Here is a 15,259-nt window from a genome sequence, read left to right on the forward strand (position 1 = left end):
GTCAGCCGACGTGGACCCAGGGGCGTTGGGTGACATCGGGCACTGCCTCCCTCAGCACTTCCCTGGTGACGGGTGCGATTTCGCCCTCGCCCAGGAACAGGAAGCGCAGGAGGTTGGTGAAAGGATTCCCTTCGGTCCACCGGAAGTAGATGTGGGGCATGAGCCCGGTAACGTCCCGGATGTGGAGCAGGACGGACGCGATCGTGTTCGGTACGACGGGACCGTGGACCTCCAGGATCCGGTACCCATGCCGCGTCACACCGTGTACTTGCAGTTCCGTTTCGAAGTCCGATGAATCGTCGACGATCACTTCGAGGAAGATGGCTTGCTGTTCCAGCGGCAAATGGCTGACCTCGATCGCTGAGGTGAGCTTGTCCCGGTACGCTTCGGCGGTGAGCCGGAGCGGTTCGTGGGCGATGATCGCAATGGGGCCTTCGAGGGTGTCGGACATGAATTCCAGGGCCTGCCTGTCCAGGTGGACGCGTGTGGCGTGAAGTTCGAAGGAGCGTCGGATGCGGGAGAGCAGGGAAATCACGATGATGCCCAGAATGAAGACTCCGGCGATCCTGATGCCCTCGGGCCGTTCGAAGATATTGGCGATGGTGGTGTAGGTGAACACCAGGGAGATAACGCCGAAGCCGATGGTGCGTTTACGCTGCCTGCGTCGGCGAGCAGAGAGCGTGACGGCAACGGCTGCCGAGGTCATCAGCACCAAAACGCCGGTAGCGTACGCGCCGCCCTGGGCGTCGACGTCGGCCTCAAAGAGGAAGGTGATGAGGAAACCGACCAGGGTGAAGACGAGCACTAGGGGGCGGACGGCCTTGGCCCAGCCTGGGGCCATTCCGTAGCGGGGCAGGTATCGCGGGACGAGGTTCAGCAGTCCTGCCATGGCGGACGCTCCGGCGAACCACAGAATGGCGATGGTGCTGATGTCATAGATGCTGCCGAACCCCACGCCGAGGTACTCGTGGGCGAGGAACGCCAGGGCTCGGCCGTTGGCTTGTCCGCCGGGTTGGAACTCCTGTTCCGGGATCAGGACGACGGTGATGAAACTCGTGGTGATGAGGAATCCGCTCATGATGACAGCTGCGGTGGTGAGCATTCTGCGCGTTCCGCGGATGCGGCCCGCCGGGTTTTCCTCGGTGTCGGCCTCGTCTCCCCGGACCTGGGGCATGACGGCGACACCTGTTTCGAACCCTGAAAGACCCAGGGCAAGTTTGGGAAAGACGAGCAGAGCGATTCCCACGACCATGATCGGGTCCCCGTGCGAAGTCCACAGTGCGTTCCACCACCCGCCCATGGCGACCGGCTGTGTGAACACCTGGGTGAGGGTCACGGCCACCACCACGGCATTCAGGCCCAGGTAAAGGACGACAAGGACGACGGCCACTCCGATAGCTTCCTTGAAGCCGCGCAGGAAGACGGCAGCCAGCAGCGCCAAAAGGAAGAGCGTGACGAGGACGTTCTGGCCCTGCAACCAACCGGGGGCGACAGGGTTCTGAATCAGGTGTGCGCTTGCGTCTGCGGCGGAGAGGGTCATGGTGATCATAAAGTCGGTTGCGGCGAATCCGAGCAGGATGAGGACGAAGAGCTTGCCGCCCCAGCGTGGCAGGAGCCGTTCAAGCATCGCGATGGAACCTTCGCCGCGATGGCTTTCCCGGGCAACGCGGCGGTAGACCGGCAAGGCGCCCAACAGGGTGACGGCAATGAGCACCAGGGTCGCCAATGGTGAGATCACACCGGCGGCCAGTGCTGCGATTGCCGGCTGGTAACCCAAGGTGGAGAAGTAGTCGACGCCGGTGAGGCACATGACCTGCCACCACGGATGCTTCTTCTCGTGGGCGGTGGTTAGTCCGCCGGGGCCCTGGTGGGTTCCTTTGCTGTCCTGGAGCCCGAACAGCAACCAGTTTTTCAGTGCTGCTTTGCCGGCTGGCTTGGGCGCCGATGGGTCAGCCGGGGGCCTGCTCAACGTGGTCATTGTTTCCTTTCCGCGCGGCACAATTCGCCGCGGTCACAGCCGAAGCTAACACCGCCGGAAAGCGTTGAACCGGGAAAGGCATTTCTATTTACGAATCATTTACACCCCTCCGGGCTGCTCCGGCTGTCCCTCGAGGACGTCCACGTCGCTGCCGGTTATGGCTCGAAGCGGTAACCCATTCCGGCTTCGGTGAGCAGATGCCTGGGCCGGGCAGGGTCGGCTTCAAGTTTGCGGCGCAGCTGACCAATATAGACCCGGAGGTAATGCGTTTCTCCGTCGTAGCCCGGGCCCCAGATCCTGGCCAGCATCTGCTGCTGGGTGATGAGCCGGCCTGGGTTAAGGACCAGCAGTTGCAGGATGGCCCATTCGCGCGGGGTGAGCCGCACTGGTGCGCCGTCGCGTGTCACTTTCTTCTTTTCGAGGTCCACTTCGAAGTCCCCGACGTCGACAATCACGACTTGTTCGCCGCCGTCGGACGTCCCGAGACGGCGTTCAGCGACGCGCAACCGTGCCAGGAGTTCGTCCAGGCCAAAAGGTTTCGTGACGTAGTCATCCGCCCCTGCGTCGAGGGCGCGGACTTTGTCCACGGACCCTTGCCGGGCGGACAGGACGATGATCGGCGTGCTGCTGGAACGACGGATCCTGGTGATGACGTCAACGCCGTTAATGTCCGGCAGTCCAAGATCCAAAACGATAAGATCAGGGTGGTTGTCCGCGGCATGCTGCAGAGCCGCGGTGCCATCCAGTGCGGTGAGCACCTGGTATCCCTCAGCGCGCAGATTTACCTGCAAAGCGCGCAGCAGTTGGGGTTCGTCGTCTACGACAAGTACGGTCCTCATGGCTCACTTCGTTCCGCGTGGCCGGATGCGTGATGCGGGTTCCCGTCCCCGGTGGAAAGAGGAAGCCGGATGACTACGGTCAGTCCCCCTCCAGGTGTCGGTTCAGCGTTCAGTTGGCCGCCCATCGCTTCGGTAAAGCCTTTCGCAACAGCCAGTCCGAGTCCTATGCCCAAGCCAGCCGGAGCGTCATCCAGCCGCTGGAACGGCTCAAACATGGCGATAACGTCCGCCGCGGCGACACCCTGGCCGTGGTCCACGATCCTCAGCTCTCCGCAGGCACGTCCTTCAATCGTGGCCACCCCTGATCCATTGGCAGGTCCCACGATGACGATATCCGAGCCCGCCGCGTATTTCAGGGCGTTCTCGACGATATTGGCAATAACGCGTTCCAGCATGCCCAGGTCGGCATCAATGGCTGGCATGTCAGGAGCGAGATCGATCCGGATGGCTCCTTCCGGCAGTCCCCGCAGCGCATCTTCGATGGCATCACGCCAAGTCACCGAGGATGTGAGCGGGGCGGTGGATCCGCTGGAGATCCGTGACATGTCCAACAGATTGGCCACCAAGGAGTCCAGGCGGTCCGCGTAGGAGTCGATGGTATGGAGCATCTCGTCCTGTATCTCTTCGGGAAGCCGTGGCTTCTGGCGCTGCAAGGCGGTCACAGCCAGCTTGATTCCGGCCAATGGTGTCCGCAAGTCATGGCTGACAGCGTTCAGAATGGACGTCCGGATGCTGTTGCCCTCAGCGAGTTTCGTGGTCGCCTTCAGCCTGAGCTGGAGTGCATGACGTTGCCTCAGTAAAAGCAGGTGGGTCGCGTGGGCCGCCAGCAGCCGCCGCTCGCTGGCAGTGAGGGTCCTGCCAGAGACCACAAGAGCCGTACCGGTATCTGCCATCTCGAACGCACCGCCGCCTGATTCGGGCGAGCCCGGAGGCTGTGGCGGTGATTCACCTGAGTGCGCCTGGAGTTCCCAGCCATCCCTTGTGCCGGAGGTTCTTGTAAAGAATCCCACCGAGCGGACATGGAAGGTCTCACGGACCTTATCCAGGAATGCTGCAATGGTGTCGTCCTCGATCAAAGCATCCCTGGCCAAGTCCAAGAGTGTCGCCGCCTCGGCACGGGCATGAATAGCCTCCTGAGCCCGCTTGGCCGAGAGGCCTACCACCAAGGACACAGCAATCCCGGCACCCAGGAACACGAGCAAAGCAAACAGAATCTGCGGGTCATTGATTCTGAAAGTCCCAAGGGGTTCGGTCTCGAAATAATTCAGCAGCAACGAGTCCAGAATCGCGGCCAGCACGGCAGGCCAGAGACCACCGATGAACGCCACCGCCATCACCCCGGTCAAATGCACCAGGACATGGGTGGCAAAGTTCAGATCCGGGGCAAACGACATCACCGCCGTGGTCAGAACGGGGATGAATACCGCCAAGACAAAACCCGCTGTGGTCCTGGCCCGGCCCAGCCCTCCCGAGCGTATGCGAAGAATTCCCCTTGCCATGTCCACAGTCTGTCAGCTGTGCCAAGGGTCTGCCTGATCCCAAGGCAAGAAAGGGCGGCGTGCCAACCGGAACGCTGCCCTTTCTTGCTTTCAACCTGTTTTTAGACGGCCCGAACGCCCGCCCGCCACACCGAATGCGTCAGCGGGATCCCCGGCCGGTACGCGAGGTGCGTGGCCGAGGGCGCCTTCAGCATGTGAAGGTCCGCGCGATGACCGACGGCGAGCGAACCCACCGCCCGTTCGCCGTCGACGTCGTTCCCGGACTCGCGGCCTAATGCAAGGGCGCCGCCGTACGTCGCCGCCCGAACGGCCTCGTGGACACTGAGGTGCATCTGCAGGACCGCCGTGGTGACACAGAATGCGATGGAACTCGTGTACGACGTCCCGGGGTTGCAGTTGGCGGCCAGGGCGATCTGGACGCCGGCATCGATGAGCTCCCGGCCTGGCGCGAGCGGCTGTCGCGTGGACAAGTCACAAGCGGGCAAGCACGTTGCGACGGTTCCACGGGCGCCACTGCCCGTAGCCGGGTCCCAGCCCTTCCAGGTTCCCGCCAGCGCGTCAATGTCCATCTGCGAAAGGTAGTTCACGTGGTCCACGCTGGCGGCCCCGAACTCCACGGCCAACGCAACGCCTGGCCCCTCGCCCAGCTGGTTGCCATGCACGCGCAGCCCCAACCCCGCGTCCCGGGCAGCCGTAAGGACCCTGCGGGACTGCTCTTCCGTGAACGCACCGCGCTCGCAGAACACATCCGCCCAGCGCACATGCGGCAGGACGGCGTCGAGCATTTCACCGCAGACCAGGTCCGTGTACTCCTCCGGATCGGACCCGGCCGGCACCAGGTGCGCGCCGAGGTAGGTGACCTCGTCCACCAGAGCCGCGGCGATGCGTGCACTGCGGGCTTCGTTCTCCACGTCCAGGCCGTAGCCGGTCTTGCTCTCAAGGTAGGTAGTCCCCTGCGAGACGGCTTCAGTGACACGGTCCCTCACCAGAGTCGTCAGTTCATCGTCACTCACGCCGCGGGTAGCCCCCGTAGTGACAGCAATGCCGCCGGCACTGTAACTCTGCCCGGCCATGCGGGCCTCAAACTCGGCTGTGCGATCACCGGCGAAAACGAGGTGGGAGTGCGAGTCGACCCAGCCAGGCAGGACGGCGCGGCCTTCGGCGTCGATCTTTGTATCCGCCACAGGAGCGTCGTTGTTGGACCCGATCCAGGCAATGCGCTCGCCTTCGAACACGATCGCGGCGTCTTTGAGGACACGATGCTCCAGGTCCTGGGTCATCAGCTCGCCGATGTTGGTGATAAGAGTGCTGTTTTGTCCTGGACTGCTGATTCCGCTCATGTCCCTATTGTTCAGCGCCGGATGGACCAGCGAACGGCCGCAAGCTGTTCGGCTGTCCGGGATTCCGGACTGTCCTCTTTTACCTCGCCCAGGATCAGGGCGGCCGCCAGCTCGGCGATGGCCGAGGACGTCTGGAATCCGTAGCCGCCCTGCCCGGCCAGCCAGAAAAAGCCCTTCGCTTCGGCGTCGAAACCAACCACCGGGATTCCGTCCGCAGCTTCTGTCCGCAACCCCGTCCATGCACGATCCACTGAACGGATGCCCAAGGTTGTCAGTGAGTTGAGCCTGCTGATGAGTTTGTCCACATCACCGGCATACGGCTTAGCGTCTTCGGCCCCGCTGGGCACGGTTTCCGACGGCGAGATGAGCACCTGGTTGCCCTCGGCGCGGAAGTAGAACGAGTGATCGGCTGCAGCCACCATGGGCATTTGCGGCGTCAGCGATTGCTCGACGTTCACAATCGCCGCGGTCCGCCGATAAGGCTGCAGTCCCAACTTCTCCACGCCGCTGATGACCGCCAACTCATCCGCCCACGCACCTGCGGCATTAACCACGACGGCGGACTGGAAACCTTCCGTTCCGGCACCCACCTGCCAGCCACTTCCGAGCCGCTGGGCCGAGTGGACACGCGCACCGGTGATGATGTCAGCTCCCGCCGCCTGAGCCCTCTTCCGGTGATCTTCCAACAAGGCCGGTGCATTGCAACCAAACGAGCCGTTGTCCAACCCCGCGGCCTGGAACGAGTCCGGCTTCAGGACCGGGCAGAGCTGCATGGCTTCAGCGTGGGTGATTGTGTGCATGTTGCCGCTGGCTTCTGCCCGGACTGTTTCCTCATCGCCCACCAGCATGAACCTGCGTGGGGTAAGGACGGGCTCCGGAAGTTCGGCGTCGCGCGCCCTCATCATCTCCAAGGTCCGGACGGTGAGTTCCTGCACTATGGGCGGCCCGTAGCTCGGAATCAACTGGCGGGCTGAGCGCGAGGAAGTGTGGAAGGCCAACGACTGCTCCGCCTCAACCAGTGCAAGCGTGCACTTCCCTGCGAGCGCAGAAGCCAGAGAGAGCCCCGCAATGCCGCCGCCAACGATTACCACGTCATAATTCGAAGCCATGGCTCCATCCTGTCAGAAGGCCCGAGGGGTGCACAGATCGATCCTCTCTCACATCCAACCCCCAACGCCCCGATCCTCTCTCACATCACACCCCCAACGCCCCGATGCTCTCTCCCTTGCGTCAAGCAAGTGAGAGAACGTCGGGCCTAAAGCGGGAGGATGTGAGAGAACGTCGGGACGGTTAGGCGACCGCTGCGCGACTCTTCACGAACGCCTGAACGCAAGCTTCGACGTCGTCGCTGCTGTGTGCGGCTGAAAGCTGGACGCGGATGCGGGCCGCTCCCTTTGGCACCACGGGGTAGCTGAAGGCGGTAACGAAGACACCTTGACCGAGCATCTCGTCAGCAACCTTTGCGGCTATTACGGCGTCACCGAACATCACGGGAATGATGGCGTGCTCACCCTCGAGGAGTTCGAAGCCTTCCTCGCTCATGCGGCGGCGGAACAGGGCTGCGTTTTCGAACAGGCGGGTGCGGAGTTTGCCGGATTCCTGGACGAGTTCGATTGCCTTGATGGTGGCGGCCACGATGGCCGGCGCCAGGGAGTTGGAGAAGAGGTAGGGGCGGGCCTTCTGGCGCAGCATCGCGACGATTTCGCCGCGGCCTGAAACGTACCCGCCGGATGCCCCACCCAGGGCCTTGCCGAACGTGCCGGTGTAGATGTCCACGCGCTCCGAAACACCGGCGTGCTCAGGAGTACCGGCACCCGTGGGTCCCATGAAGCCGACGGCGTGGGAGTCGTCCACCATCACGAGGGCGTCGTGCTTCTCGGCGAGGTCGCAGATGGCTTCGAGCGGGGCAAGGTAGCCGTCCATGGAGAACACACCATCGGTGACGATGATCTTCCGGCGGGAACCCTCGGCCTCAACGAGCTTCGCCTCAAGGTCAGCCATGTCCTGGTTGGCGTAGCGGAAGCGCTTGGCCTTGCTCAGGCGGATGCCGTCGATGATCGATGCGTGGTTGAGCGAGTCCGAGACGATGGCGTCTTCGGGGCCGAAAAGGGATTCGAAGACACCCCCGTTGGCGTCGAAGCAGCTGGAGAACAGAATCGTATCTTCGGTGCCCAAAAAGGCCGAGACACGGGCCTCGAGTTCAAGGTGAAGATCCTGGGTGCCACAAATGAAGCGCACAGAGGCCATGCCGAAGCCGCGTTCGTCCATGGCGGCCTTGGCTGCGGCAATGATGTCCGGGTGGTCGGCCAGGCCCAGGTAGTTGTTGGCGCAGAAGTTCAGCACTGTGTTAGCTGGCTGGCCGAGTTGGCCGGCGGCGATATGGCTGGCCTGCGGGGAATCGATGTGGCGTTCTGTCTTGAAGAGGCCGGCGCTGCGGATCTCGTCGAGTTCGCCTTGGAGTTGGTCTTTGATGGCTGAGTACATGGGGTGCTCCTGAATACGTCGGGAAAGGTTCTGTGGCGGCAGCGGGGTTAGAGTTCGGTCCAGTCGAGGACTACTTTGCCGCCGGTTCCGGCGCGGGCGATGTCGAAGCCCTTCTCCCAGTCGGTCGCCGACAGCTTGTCGGTGACCACTGCGGAGATGTTCCGGTGCAGCACAGGGTTGGAAGAAAGCATGGCGCTCATCGCGTACCACGTCTCGAACATTTCGCGGCCATAGATGCCCTTAAGCGTGAGCATGTGGGTGACCACTTTGCCCCAGTCGATGTCGATGGACTGGCTGGGAAGGCCCAGCATGGCGATCCGCCCGCCGTGGTTCATGTTGTCGATCATCTCAGGCAGTGCCGTGGGGTGTCCGGACATTTCCAAGCCGATATCGAATCCTTCGCGCATACCCAGCTCCCGCTGTGCGTCGCGGACGCGCATTTTGGAAACGTCGACGGCGAGGTCAACGCCCATTTGGCGGGCCAGTTCCAGCCGGGGAGCAGATACGTCAGTGATGGCGATCTTGCGGGCGCCAGCATGGCGGGCGACGGCAATGGCCATCAGCCCGATGGGTCCTGCGCCGGTAATGAGGACGTCTTCGCCCACCAAGGGGAAGCTCAGGGCTGTGTGGACAGCGTTGCCGAAGGGATCGAAGATGGCACCGAGTTCCGGCGTGACGGATTCGTCGTGGTGGACCCACACGTTGGTCTCCGGAATGACCACATATTCGGCGAACGCACCATCGCGCTGCACTCCAACGGAGACGGTGTGGATGCACATCTGGCGGCGTCCAGCACGGCAGTTGCGGCAGATTCCGCAAACCACGTGGCCTTCACCGGACACCCGGTCTCCAACTTTGACGTCTCGGACGTCCTCGCCGACTTCCACTACTTCACCGTAGAACTCGTGACCTGCAATGAGCGGCGTTTCGATGATGCTTTGGGCCCAGGCATCCCAGCTCTGGATGTGGAGGTCGGTACCGCAGATGCCCGTGGTCATGACACGGATCTTGACGTCGCCGGGTCCCGCTTCGGGCTCGGGACGGTCAACGAGTTCGAACCCTGCGTGTGGTCCGGATTTGTAGAGAGCCTTCATGGGATTCCTCACTGCTGGGGCTGCTTCGCTGCTGCTGACTCCATTAGAGCGCCGCTGACGATTTAGCACAACTAGATTCTTCTCAATCAACGATTTAGGATTTGCTAATGGAAATCCACCAGTTGCAGATGCTCCGTGAACTCGGCGACCTGGGCAGTGTTAAAGCTGTGGCCGAGACTCTTATGGTCACCCCATCGGCCGTTTCGCAACAGCTCGCGCTCCTGCAGAAATCGGTGGACGTTCCACTGACACGCAAGGAAGGCCGCGCCCTGGTGCTGACGGACGCCGGAAAGGTCCTCGCCGAGGCCGGTGCCGCCGTCGTGAACGCGATGGCGGATGCGCGGGCAGCGATCGGCGCCTATCACGACGCTCCGGATGCGCCTGTGAGCGTCAGCGCCTTCCACAGTGCGGGGCAGGCGCTGTTCGCGCCGTTGGCAGCGCTGTTAGCGTCCGACGGCGGGAAGTCGCCAAGGCTTCGACTCTCGGATGAGGATGTGGCCCAGGAAGATTTCCCGGGCTTGGTTGCCCGCTACGACCTCGTACTGGCACACAGGATGGATAACAGCCCGCCGTGGCCAGAAGACAAAGTGGCCGTGATCCCCTTGGCGGACGAACCCCTGGACGTCGCCCTACCCGCGGACCACCCACTGGCATCCCGGCGCGAACTGAAGCCGTCCGACGTCGTGGGCGAAACCTGGGTGACCAGCCGCGATGGCTACTCCCCCGCGGACGTGCTCGCCGCCGTCGTTGCCGTGAGTGGACGGCCCGCCGAAGTGCTGCACCGCATCAACGACTACTCAACTGTTGCCGCGCTTGTCGCGGCGGGCGGCGCGATCGGACTCCTGCCAAGGTTCACGGCGCGGCGCGTCCTGGATGCCGGTGTTGTGCTGCGGCCCCTTTCCGGCGTGAACTCGGTGCGCAAGATCGACATCCTCGCCCGCCCGGAAACGCTGAAACGGAAATCAGTCATGACGGTTTGCGAGTCACTTCAAACCGTCATGACCGAACTTATCGAGCTATCCGGCCCCCGCTAGTTAGGTGTGTTCCGGGTCAGGGCGGGTTGTCCGGCGTCGAAGTACTCCACTAGTTCGGCCGCGAGCTCCGGTACCTCCCGAGCCGAGCCATCACCGCGTAACGATTCTGCCGCGAGGATGCCCGCCACTACCGCCTGTCGCGCTGCAATCGGGCTTGTCTGGGTCTGGCCGCCTTCGGAGGCAAAGCGCAGGAATTCCTCAATCAGGCGAGGGTCCGCACCGCCGTGGCCACCTTCTCCGTCCTCAATAGTGATCACCTCGTCTGGTGCCGCGTAGCCGGAAGTCCGGCTGGTCCAGACGTTGATGGTGTTCCCCGGGCCGTCGCCGAAGTTCTCGATTCTGCCCTTCGTGCCGATGATGGTGTAGTTGCGCCAGTAATCAGGTGTGAAGTGGCACTGCTGGTAGGAGGCCAGCACGCCGTTGTCCAGGACCATGTTCATCATGGAAATGTCCTCGACGTCGATTACCTCAGCCAGGTCTTTCTGCTCCGTGGGGGGCCAGTTGTCCCTGGAGAACCATTCGCCCATGCGCTTGCCGGAGTTGTCACTGCGGTTGGTGACGTTGCCATAAACCGCAAGATCGCCGACGGCGGCAACCCGCTTGGTGTACCCGCCGGCAAGCCAGTGGATCACATCGATATCGTGCGCACCTTTTTGGAGGAGCAACGAGGTGACATTGGCGCGCTGGGCATGCCAGTCCTTGAAGTAGTAGTCCCCACCATCGCCAACAAAGTGCCGGCACCAGATGGCCTTGACCTCACCGATCCTGCCCTCCTGAATGATGTGGCGCATCTGTACTACAACGGGCATGTGCCGCATGTTGTGCCCAACGTACAAGCGCGTTCCGGTCTCGTACGCCGTCGTCAGGATCAGGTCCGCTGCCTCCACTGTGATGTCCAGCGGCTTCTCACAGAAGGTCGCAAGGCCAGCCTTGAGCGTACGGACCGCGACGGCGGCATGCTGGTTATCGGGGGTTAAGACCAGGACGGCGTCAAGGTCGCTGGCGAGCACCTCTTCGAGGTCGCTGGTGATGCGGGCCGAGGGGATGCTCGCCGCGGCGTCCGCACGTCCCCTCTCGCTCACGTCACAGACGAGGGTGACTTCAGAGCCCTTACCCGGCTTATGGGCGTGTCTCCACAACCCGGAGCGCAGGCCGAAACCCACGATGCCGACCTTCAAATCCTTTTCCATGAGGTGCAATTTCCTTCTGCTGGTTCGTTTAATAAAGTCTGGTTGCGGAGCTGCGGTGGGGTGCCGATTCGCGCACGAACAGGTGCCACGGGAAGTCCAGGACCGCAGGCTCGCGCTTGGCGTCAGGCGAAGCGGGTGACGTGGCCCGCTGCAAGAGCAGCCGGGCAAGCTTGCCGAAGAAATCCACGGGGCCCACAGTGCTGAGCGACGGCGACATCCTCTCCCCCTCCACCGTGTTGCCCACGCCGATGATGTCCACGTCCACACCAACGGCGAGCCCAAGCCGTTGAGCCGCATTGATGGCTGCGACGGCGGCGAAGTCGGTGGTGGCGTAGATGGCAGTAGGCCGGTCCGGCACGCTGAGCAGCCGCGTTGTGGCAGCATACGCACCGGCAGATGTGCCATCGAAGAGGCCCACATAATCCTCGTTTTCCGGGATGCCGGCGTCCACCAGGGCCTCTGTGTAGGCCCGGTAGCGGGTGCCGCCAGAGGCGCCGGCAGCCGTGGCCGGGGTGAGGCAAGCGATCCTCCGATGGCCGTGGAGGAGGTGCTCCACGGCCATGCGGCAGCCTGGTCCAGCAATGGACCTGATGACGTCGAAATTCTCCGTTCCAAGCTCCTCGTCAAAGACCACAAGCGTGGTCCCGTGCTCCGCGAGCTTCCGAAGGGCGTCCCGTTGCTCAGGTCGGACTGCGTCCACGAACACGGCGTCTGCGTTATGCGTGCCAAGGACCTTCACCCAGTCGGCGTCGCCAAGGATCATCGGCGTGATCCCCAACGGAGCAGCCGCCTTTTGCACGGCCTCGATGACGGATAACGACCAAGGATCGGACAGCATCGTCAATGACAGGATGACGGTGTTCGTCCGCCCTGTCCGGATAGCCCGGGCAGCCTGGTTGGGGCGATAGCCGAGCCGGTCCGCAACAGCCTTGACCTTCTCCGCCGTCGGATCCGAAACTCCCGGTCCCGCATCGCCCCGGCGACCCGACAACACATAGGAAACCGTGGCCGTGGAAACACCCGCGAGTTCGGCCACCATGCGGATGGTGGGCCGGACTCCCGTGTTACTCGCTTTTGCCATGATTTCCCCCTGCTTGTTTGTGTCTGATGTCGCCTTGTTTTTTGAGGCTAGCTCCTGAACACGGGAGCAGCCGGATCCAACGCGGCCTGGTATTCGTCGCGCATCTTGTCACCACCTTCGCTCTTCCAGCGCTTGACCGCGTCCTTCAGTTCATCGATCTTGGCCCGTCCGGTGATGATGTCCACCACCTTGTCGCGGAGCTGTTTGGTGATCTTCGCCCCCACCTTGGCGTTCGTATCTGAGTAGGAACCATTGGTGGGGTTGCGCCATGCGAGCTCCAGCAATTTTTCTTCCTGCTGGCTGATATAGCGGGTGTCGTCGTCGAATCCCGGATTGAAGATGACGTTCTCCGGGCTGGACATGATGTTCAACGCCGAGACCAAGCCAGGCGCATTCGTGGTTCCAGTCTCCGTACGCACCGGGTTGCCCGAACCATCCAGGGTGTAATCCTGGCCGAGCTCGCCGAAGTTCTTCTGCATGTACTCCACCGTGCCAAACGGTGCCGACAGGTAGTTGATGAGGGCCAGCAGCTCTCGGATCTTGCCTTCCTCAGCCTTCTTGAATGGCGTGAAACCCACCGTCCCGTAGCCCATGTCGTAGGTTGGCTTGACCTTCCCGTCGGCGCTGAACGGAACGAGGATGTCAAACTTAGCGCTCTTATTCAGTGCCCGGTAGCTGCGGAGGTCATGGGGACCCACCACCACCTGCGCCGCAACACTGCCATTGGCAACGCGGGAACGAATGTCCGTGGCCTTGGAGTCCGGGTAGAAAACCCCGGCTGCGAACATCTTGGCGGTGAACTCCACGCCGGCCACGTACTCATCAGTTTCGTACAAATGCGTTAACGTACGGTCCTTGTTGACGGCCCAGCTGTTCGGGGCGCCAAACCACTCGGTAACCATGTGCAGGGCATTGATATAGGCAGGCTCAAGGGCATACTTCTGATCGCCAGGACGGGTCAGTTCCTTGGCCTTGTCCAGGAACTCGTCCGCGCTCGCAGCCTCGAAACCACCTACTTGTGCCCATGCGTCGTGGTTGCCCAGGTACACCTGGCCGAACGGAGTGCTCGGGATGGGCGCTCCCCAGATCTTGCCGTTCACGACGGCGGTCTTCCAGGAATCGGGCTTCAGCGCGGCCAGGTTGGGGTACTCGAGCACTGCGTCACCGGAGAGGTAGGGCGTCAGGTCCTGGAACTTCGCTTCGAGCATCGGGCCAACATTGGGAATTCCCTGGTTCGGTGGCACCCACATCATGTCCGGCAGTTCATTGCTGGCAAGGACAGTGGCGAACTTGGCCGGATAGCCGTCTCCAATGTCCTCGGCGATCTGCAGTTCCAGGTCACCGCCGAGCTTGGCGTTGAGGCGTTGCCAGAAGGGGTTGTCCTTCAGACCGGGGCTCATGGTGTCGAAGGTTTCCGTCAGACCGGTCACCTTGCCCTTAAGCGGCGGAGTCTTCACGGACTGCACAGCGGTGGGCAGCTTGAAGTAGCCGGCCTGCAGGCCTTTGGCGTTACCGGCAAGGTCCGGAGTCACACCGGTGAATTCCTTGTAGGTGGGCAGCTTGACTGAAGCGGAGGCCGCTGCGCCTCCGCTGCTCGCAGCTCCCCCACCCCCACAAGCAGACAGGCCGACGGCGGTGACGGCCAGGCCTGCGAGGCCAAGGAAGCCGCGGCGGCTGAATCCAGCCTGTCCTGAGGTAGTGCTCGTCATGGCATAACCCTTTCTGGTTATTTACTGGTAGGTGATGCTGTTCTTGTTGCAGGCAGGCCGCGGGAGCGGCTAACCCTTCACGGCGCCGGTGATCACGCCCTTGGAAAAGTGCTTTTGGAGGAACGGGTAAACCATCAGGATGGGAACCAGCGCCACCACTACTACAGCCATCTGGATGGATTGCGGCGGAGGTGTGGTGGTGATTCCCAGCTGGTCTGCCGCCCCGCTGCCCTGGACTACAAAGTTGCGGAGCAGCAACTGGATGGGCCATTTGCTGTGGTCATTGATGTAGAGCAGTGCGTTGAAGAACGAGTTCCAGAAACCAACGGCATAGAACAAACCGACCACGGCGATGACGGCCTTGGACAGTGGCATGACGATCCGCCACAGGATCTGCCAGTCGTTGGCACCGTCAATCCTGGCGCTTTCGATCAATTCGCCCGGGATGTTCATGAAGAACGAGCGCATCACCACAAAGTTGAAGGCGCCGAATATGCCAGGGAGGATCAGCGACCACAGGGAATCCAGCAGCCCGAGCTGTCGAATCATGAGGAAGGACGGGATGAGTCCCGGCGCGAACAAGAGCGTGAACAACACTGCGAGTACCACGGGGCGGCCGAAGAGGACTGATCGGCTGGTGGCGTACGCCATGGTGATGGTGACGAACAGCGCCAGGATGGTGCCCACGGCGGTGATGAGCATGCTCACGCCGAGGGATTGCAGGACCATGGGGCCTTTGAAGATGGTGGCGTAAGCCTCCAAGGTGGGCCGCTCAGGCCAGAGCACGAATCCACCGGCCTGCACGAGTTGTTCAGTGTCCGCCAATGACGTGGACACCACCAGGAGGATTGGCGTCAGGATGGACAGGCTGAAAAGGACGACGACCACGGCCTTTACCGTTTGGTACAGAGGAGAAGGACGTTCCTTCCATACGGGTCGTTTGGGGTTGTAGCTCAATTCCCGCGGTTTCCTCGTGAAAAGTGTTGTTGCCATGGGGTTCTCCTTGTGCAG

General features: G+C 62.4%; 12 protein-coding genes. 1 reads left to right on the forward strand and 11 read right to left on the reverse strand.

Annotated elements, in window-relative coordinates; translation table 11 throughout:
• Position 1: 1 nt before the first annotated feature.
• The 7 genes from AC1DD7_RS02730 to tdh all read right to left on the reverse strand — a co-directional run bounded on the left by AC1DD7_RS02730 (position 2) and on the right by tdh (position 9,234).
• Positions 2 to 1,978: an APC family permease gene (locus tag AC1DD7_RS02730; RefSeq protein WP_477513693.1), complete on the reverse strand. Its 1,977-nt coding sequence runs from the start codon at positions 1,976 to 1,978 to the stop codon at positions 2 to 4.
• A gap of 155 nt (positions 1,979 to 2,133) precedes the next feature.
• Positions 2,134 to 2,817, reverse strand: coding sequence for a response regulator (locus AC1DD7_RS02735; protein WP_477513694.1), 684 nt, complete (start codon positions 2,815 to 2,817; stop codon positions 2,134 to 2,136).
• Entirely contained in the window at positions 2,814 to 4,316 is a 1,503-nt protein-coding gene (locus AC1DD7_RS02740) for a sensor histidine kinase (protein ID WP_477513695.1), read from the reverse strand. Before AC1DD7_RS02740 ends, AC1DD7_RS02735 begins: the two co-directional genes overlap by 4 nt.
• Before the next feature lie 101 nt (positions 4,317 to 4,417).
• Positions 4,418 to 5,656, reverse strand: a complete 1,239-nt coding sequence (gene hutI / locus AC1DD7_RS02745; RefSeq protein ID WP_477513696.1) for an imidazolonepropionase — start codon at positions 5,654 to 5,656, stop codon at positions 4,418 to 4,420.
• Between the two features lie 11 nt (positions 5,657 to 5,667).
• Positions 5,668 to 6,765 (reverse strand): NAD(P)/FAD-dependent oxidoreductase, encoded by a 1,098-nt coding sequence (locus AC1DD7_RS02750; RefSeq protein ID WP_477513697.1) that lies wholly within the window; start codon positions 6,763 to 6,765, stop codon positions 5,668 to 5,670.
• A 181-nt stretch (positions 6,766 to 6,946) separates the two neighbouring features.
• Positions 6,947 to 8,140, reverse strand: a complete 1,194-nt coding sequence (locus AC1DD7_RS02755; protein ID WP_477513698.1) for a glycine C-acetyltransferase — start codon at positions 8,138 to 8,140, stop codon at positions 6,947 to 6,949.
• Between the two features lie 47 nt (positions 8,141 to 8,187).
• Positions 8,188 to 9,234, reverse strand: a complete 1,047-nt coding sequence (gene tdh / locus AC1DD7_RS02760; protein ID WP_477513699.1) for an L-threonine 3-dehydrogenase — start codon at positions 9,232 to 9,234, stop codon at positions 8,188 to 8,190.
• A 107-nt stretch (positions 9,235 to 9,341) separates the two neighbouring features.
• Between tdh and AC1DD7_RS02765 the strand changes: the two genes are divergently transcribed.
• Positions 9,342 to 10,268, forward strand: coding sequence for a LysR family transcriptional regulator (locus AC1DD7_RS02765; RefSeq protein ID WP_477513700.1), 927 nt, complete (start codon positions 9,342 to 9,344; stop codon positions 10,266 to 10,268).
• On the opposite strand, the gene AC1DD7_RS02770 is transcribed toward AC1DD7_RS02765, so the two are convergent.
• The 4 genes from AC1DD7_RS02770 to AC1DD7_RS02785 all read right to left on the reverse strand — a co-directional run bounded on the left by AC1DD7_RS02770 (position 10,265) and on the right by AC1DD7_RS02785 (position 15,241).
• Entirely contained in the window at positions 10,265 to 11,458 is a 1,194-nt protein-coding gene (locus AC1DD7_RS02770; protein WP_477513701.1) for a Gfo/Idh/MocA family protein, read from the reverse strand. The genes AC1DD7_RS02765 and AC1DD7_RS02770 overlap by 4 nt on opposite strands.
• A 28-nt stretch (positions 11,459 to 11,486) precedes the next feature.
• On the reverse strand, positions 11,487 to 12,539 hold the full coding sequence (locus AC1DD7_RS02775; protein ID WP_477513702.1) for a LacI family DNA-binding transcriptional regulator: 1,053 nt from the start codon (positions 12,537 to 12,539) through the stop codon (positions 11,487 to 11,489).
• Between the two features lie 47 nt (positions 12,540 to 12,586).
• Positions 12,587 to 14,248: a type 2 periplasmic-binding domain-containing protein gene (locus AC1DD7_RS02780; protein ID WP_477513703.1), complete on the reverse strand. Its 1,662-nt coding sequence runs from the start codon at positions 14,246 to 14,248 to the stop codon at positions 12,587 to 12,589.
• Positions 14,249 to 14,317: 69 nt separating this feature from the next.
• Entirely contained in the window at positions 14,318 to 15,241 is a 924-nt protein-coding gene (locus tag AC1DD7_RS02785) for a carbohydrate ABC transporter permease (RefSeq protein WP_477513704.1), read from the reverse strand.
• Between the last annotated feature and the right edge of the window lie 18 nt (positions 15,242 to 15,259).

Source organism: Paenarthrobacter sp. 10L412 (assembly GCF_056395565.1).

Bases quoted from the DNA above. Each gene is read 5' to 3' on its own strand.
- AC1DD7_RS02750 (WP_477513697.1), bottom strand. From the start codon at position 6,765: ATGGCTTCGAATTATGACGTGGTAATCGTTGGCGGCGGCATTGCGGGG.
- AC1DD7_RS02730 (WP_477513693.1), bottom strand. From the start codon at position 1,978: ATGACCACGTTGAGCAGGCCCCCGGCTGACCCATCGGCGCCCAAGCCA.
- AC1DD7_RS02765 (WP_477513700.1), top strand. From the start codon at position 9,342: ATGGAAATCCACCAGTTGCAGATGCTCCGTGAACTCGGCGACCTGGGC.
- tdh (WP_477513699.1), bottom strand. From the start codon at position 9,234: ATGAAGGCTCTCTACAAATCCGGACCACACGCAGGGTTCGAACTCGTT.
- AC1DD7_RS02735 (WP_477513694.1), bottom strand. From the start codon at position 2,817: ATGAGGACCGTACTTGTCGTAGACGACGAACCCCAACTGCTGCGCGCT.
- hutI (WP_477513696.1), bottom strand. From the start codon at position 5,656: ATGAGCGGAATCAGCAGTCCAGGACAAAACAGCACTCTTATCACCAAC.
- AC1DD7_RS02755 (WP_477513698.1), bottom strand. From the start codon at position 8,140: ATGTACTCAGCCATCAAAGACCAACTCCAAGGCGAACTCGACGAGATC.
- AC1DD7_RS02775 (WP_477513702.1), bottom strand. From the start codon at position 12,539: ATGGCAAAAGCGAGTAACACGGGAGTCCGGCCCACCATCCGCATGGTG.
- AC1DD7_RS02740 (WP_477513695.1), bottom strand. From the start codon at position 4,316: ATGGCAAGGGGAATTCTTCGCATACGCTCGGGAGGGCTGGGCCGGGCC.
- AC1DD7_RS02785 (WP_477513704.1), bottom strand. From the start codon at position 15,241: ATGGCAACAACACTTTTCACGAGGAAACCGCGGGAATTGAGCTACAAC.
- AC1DD7_RS02780 (WP_477513703.1), bottom strand. From the start codon at position 14,248: ATGACGAGCACTACCTCAGGACAGGCTGGATTCAGCCGCCGCGGCTTC.
- AC1DD7_RS02770 (WP_477513701.1), bottom strand. From the start codon at position 11,458: ATGGAAAAGGATTTGAAGGTCGGCATCGTGGGTTTCGGCCTGCGCTCC.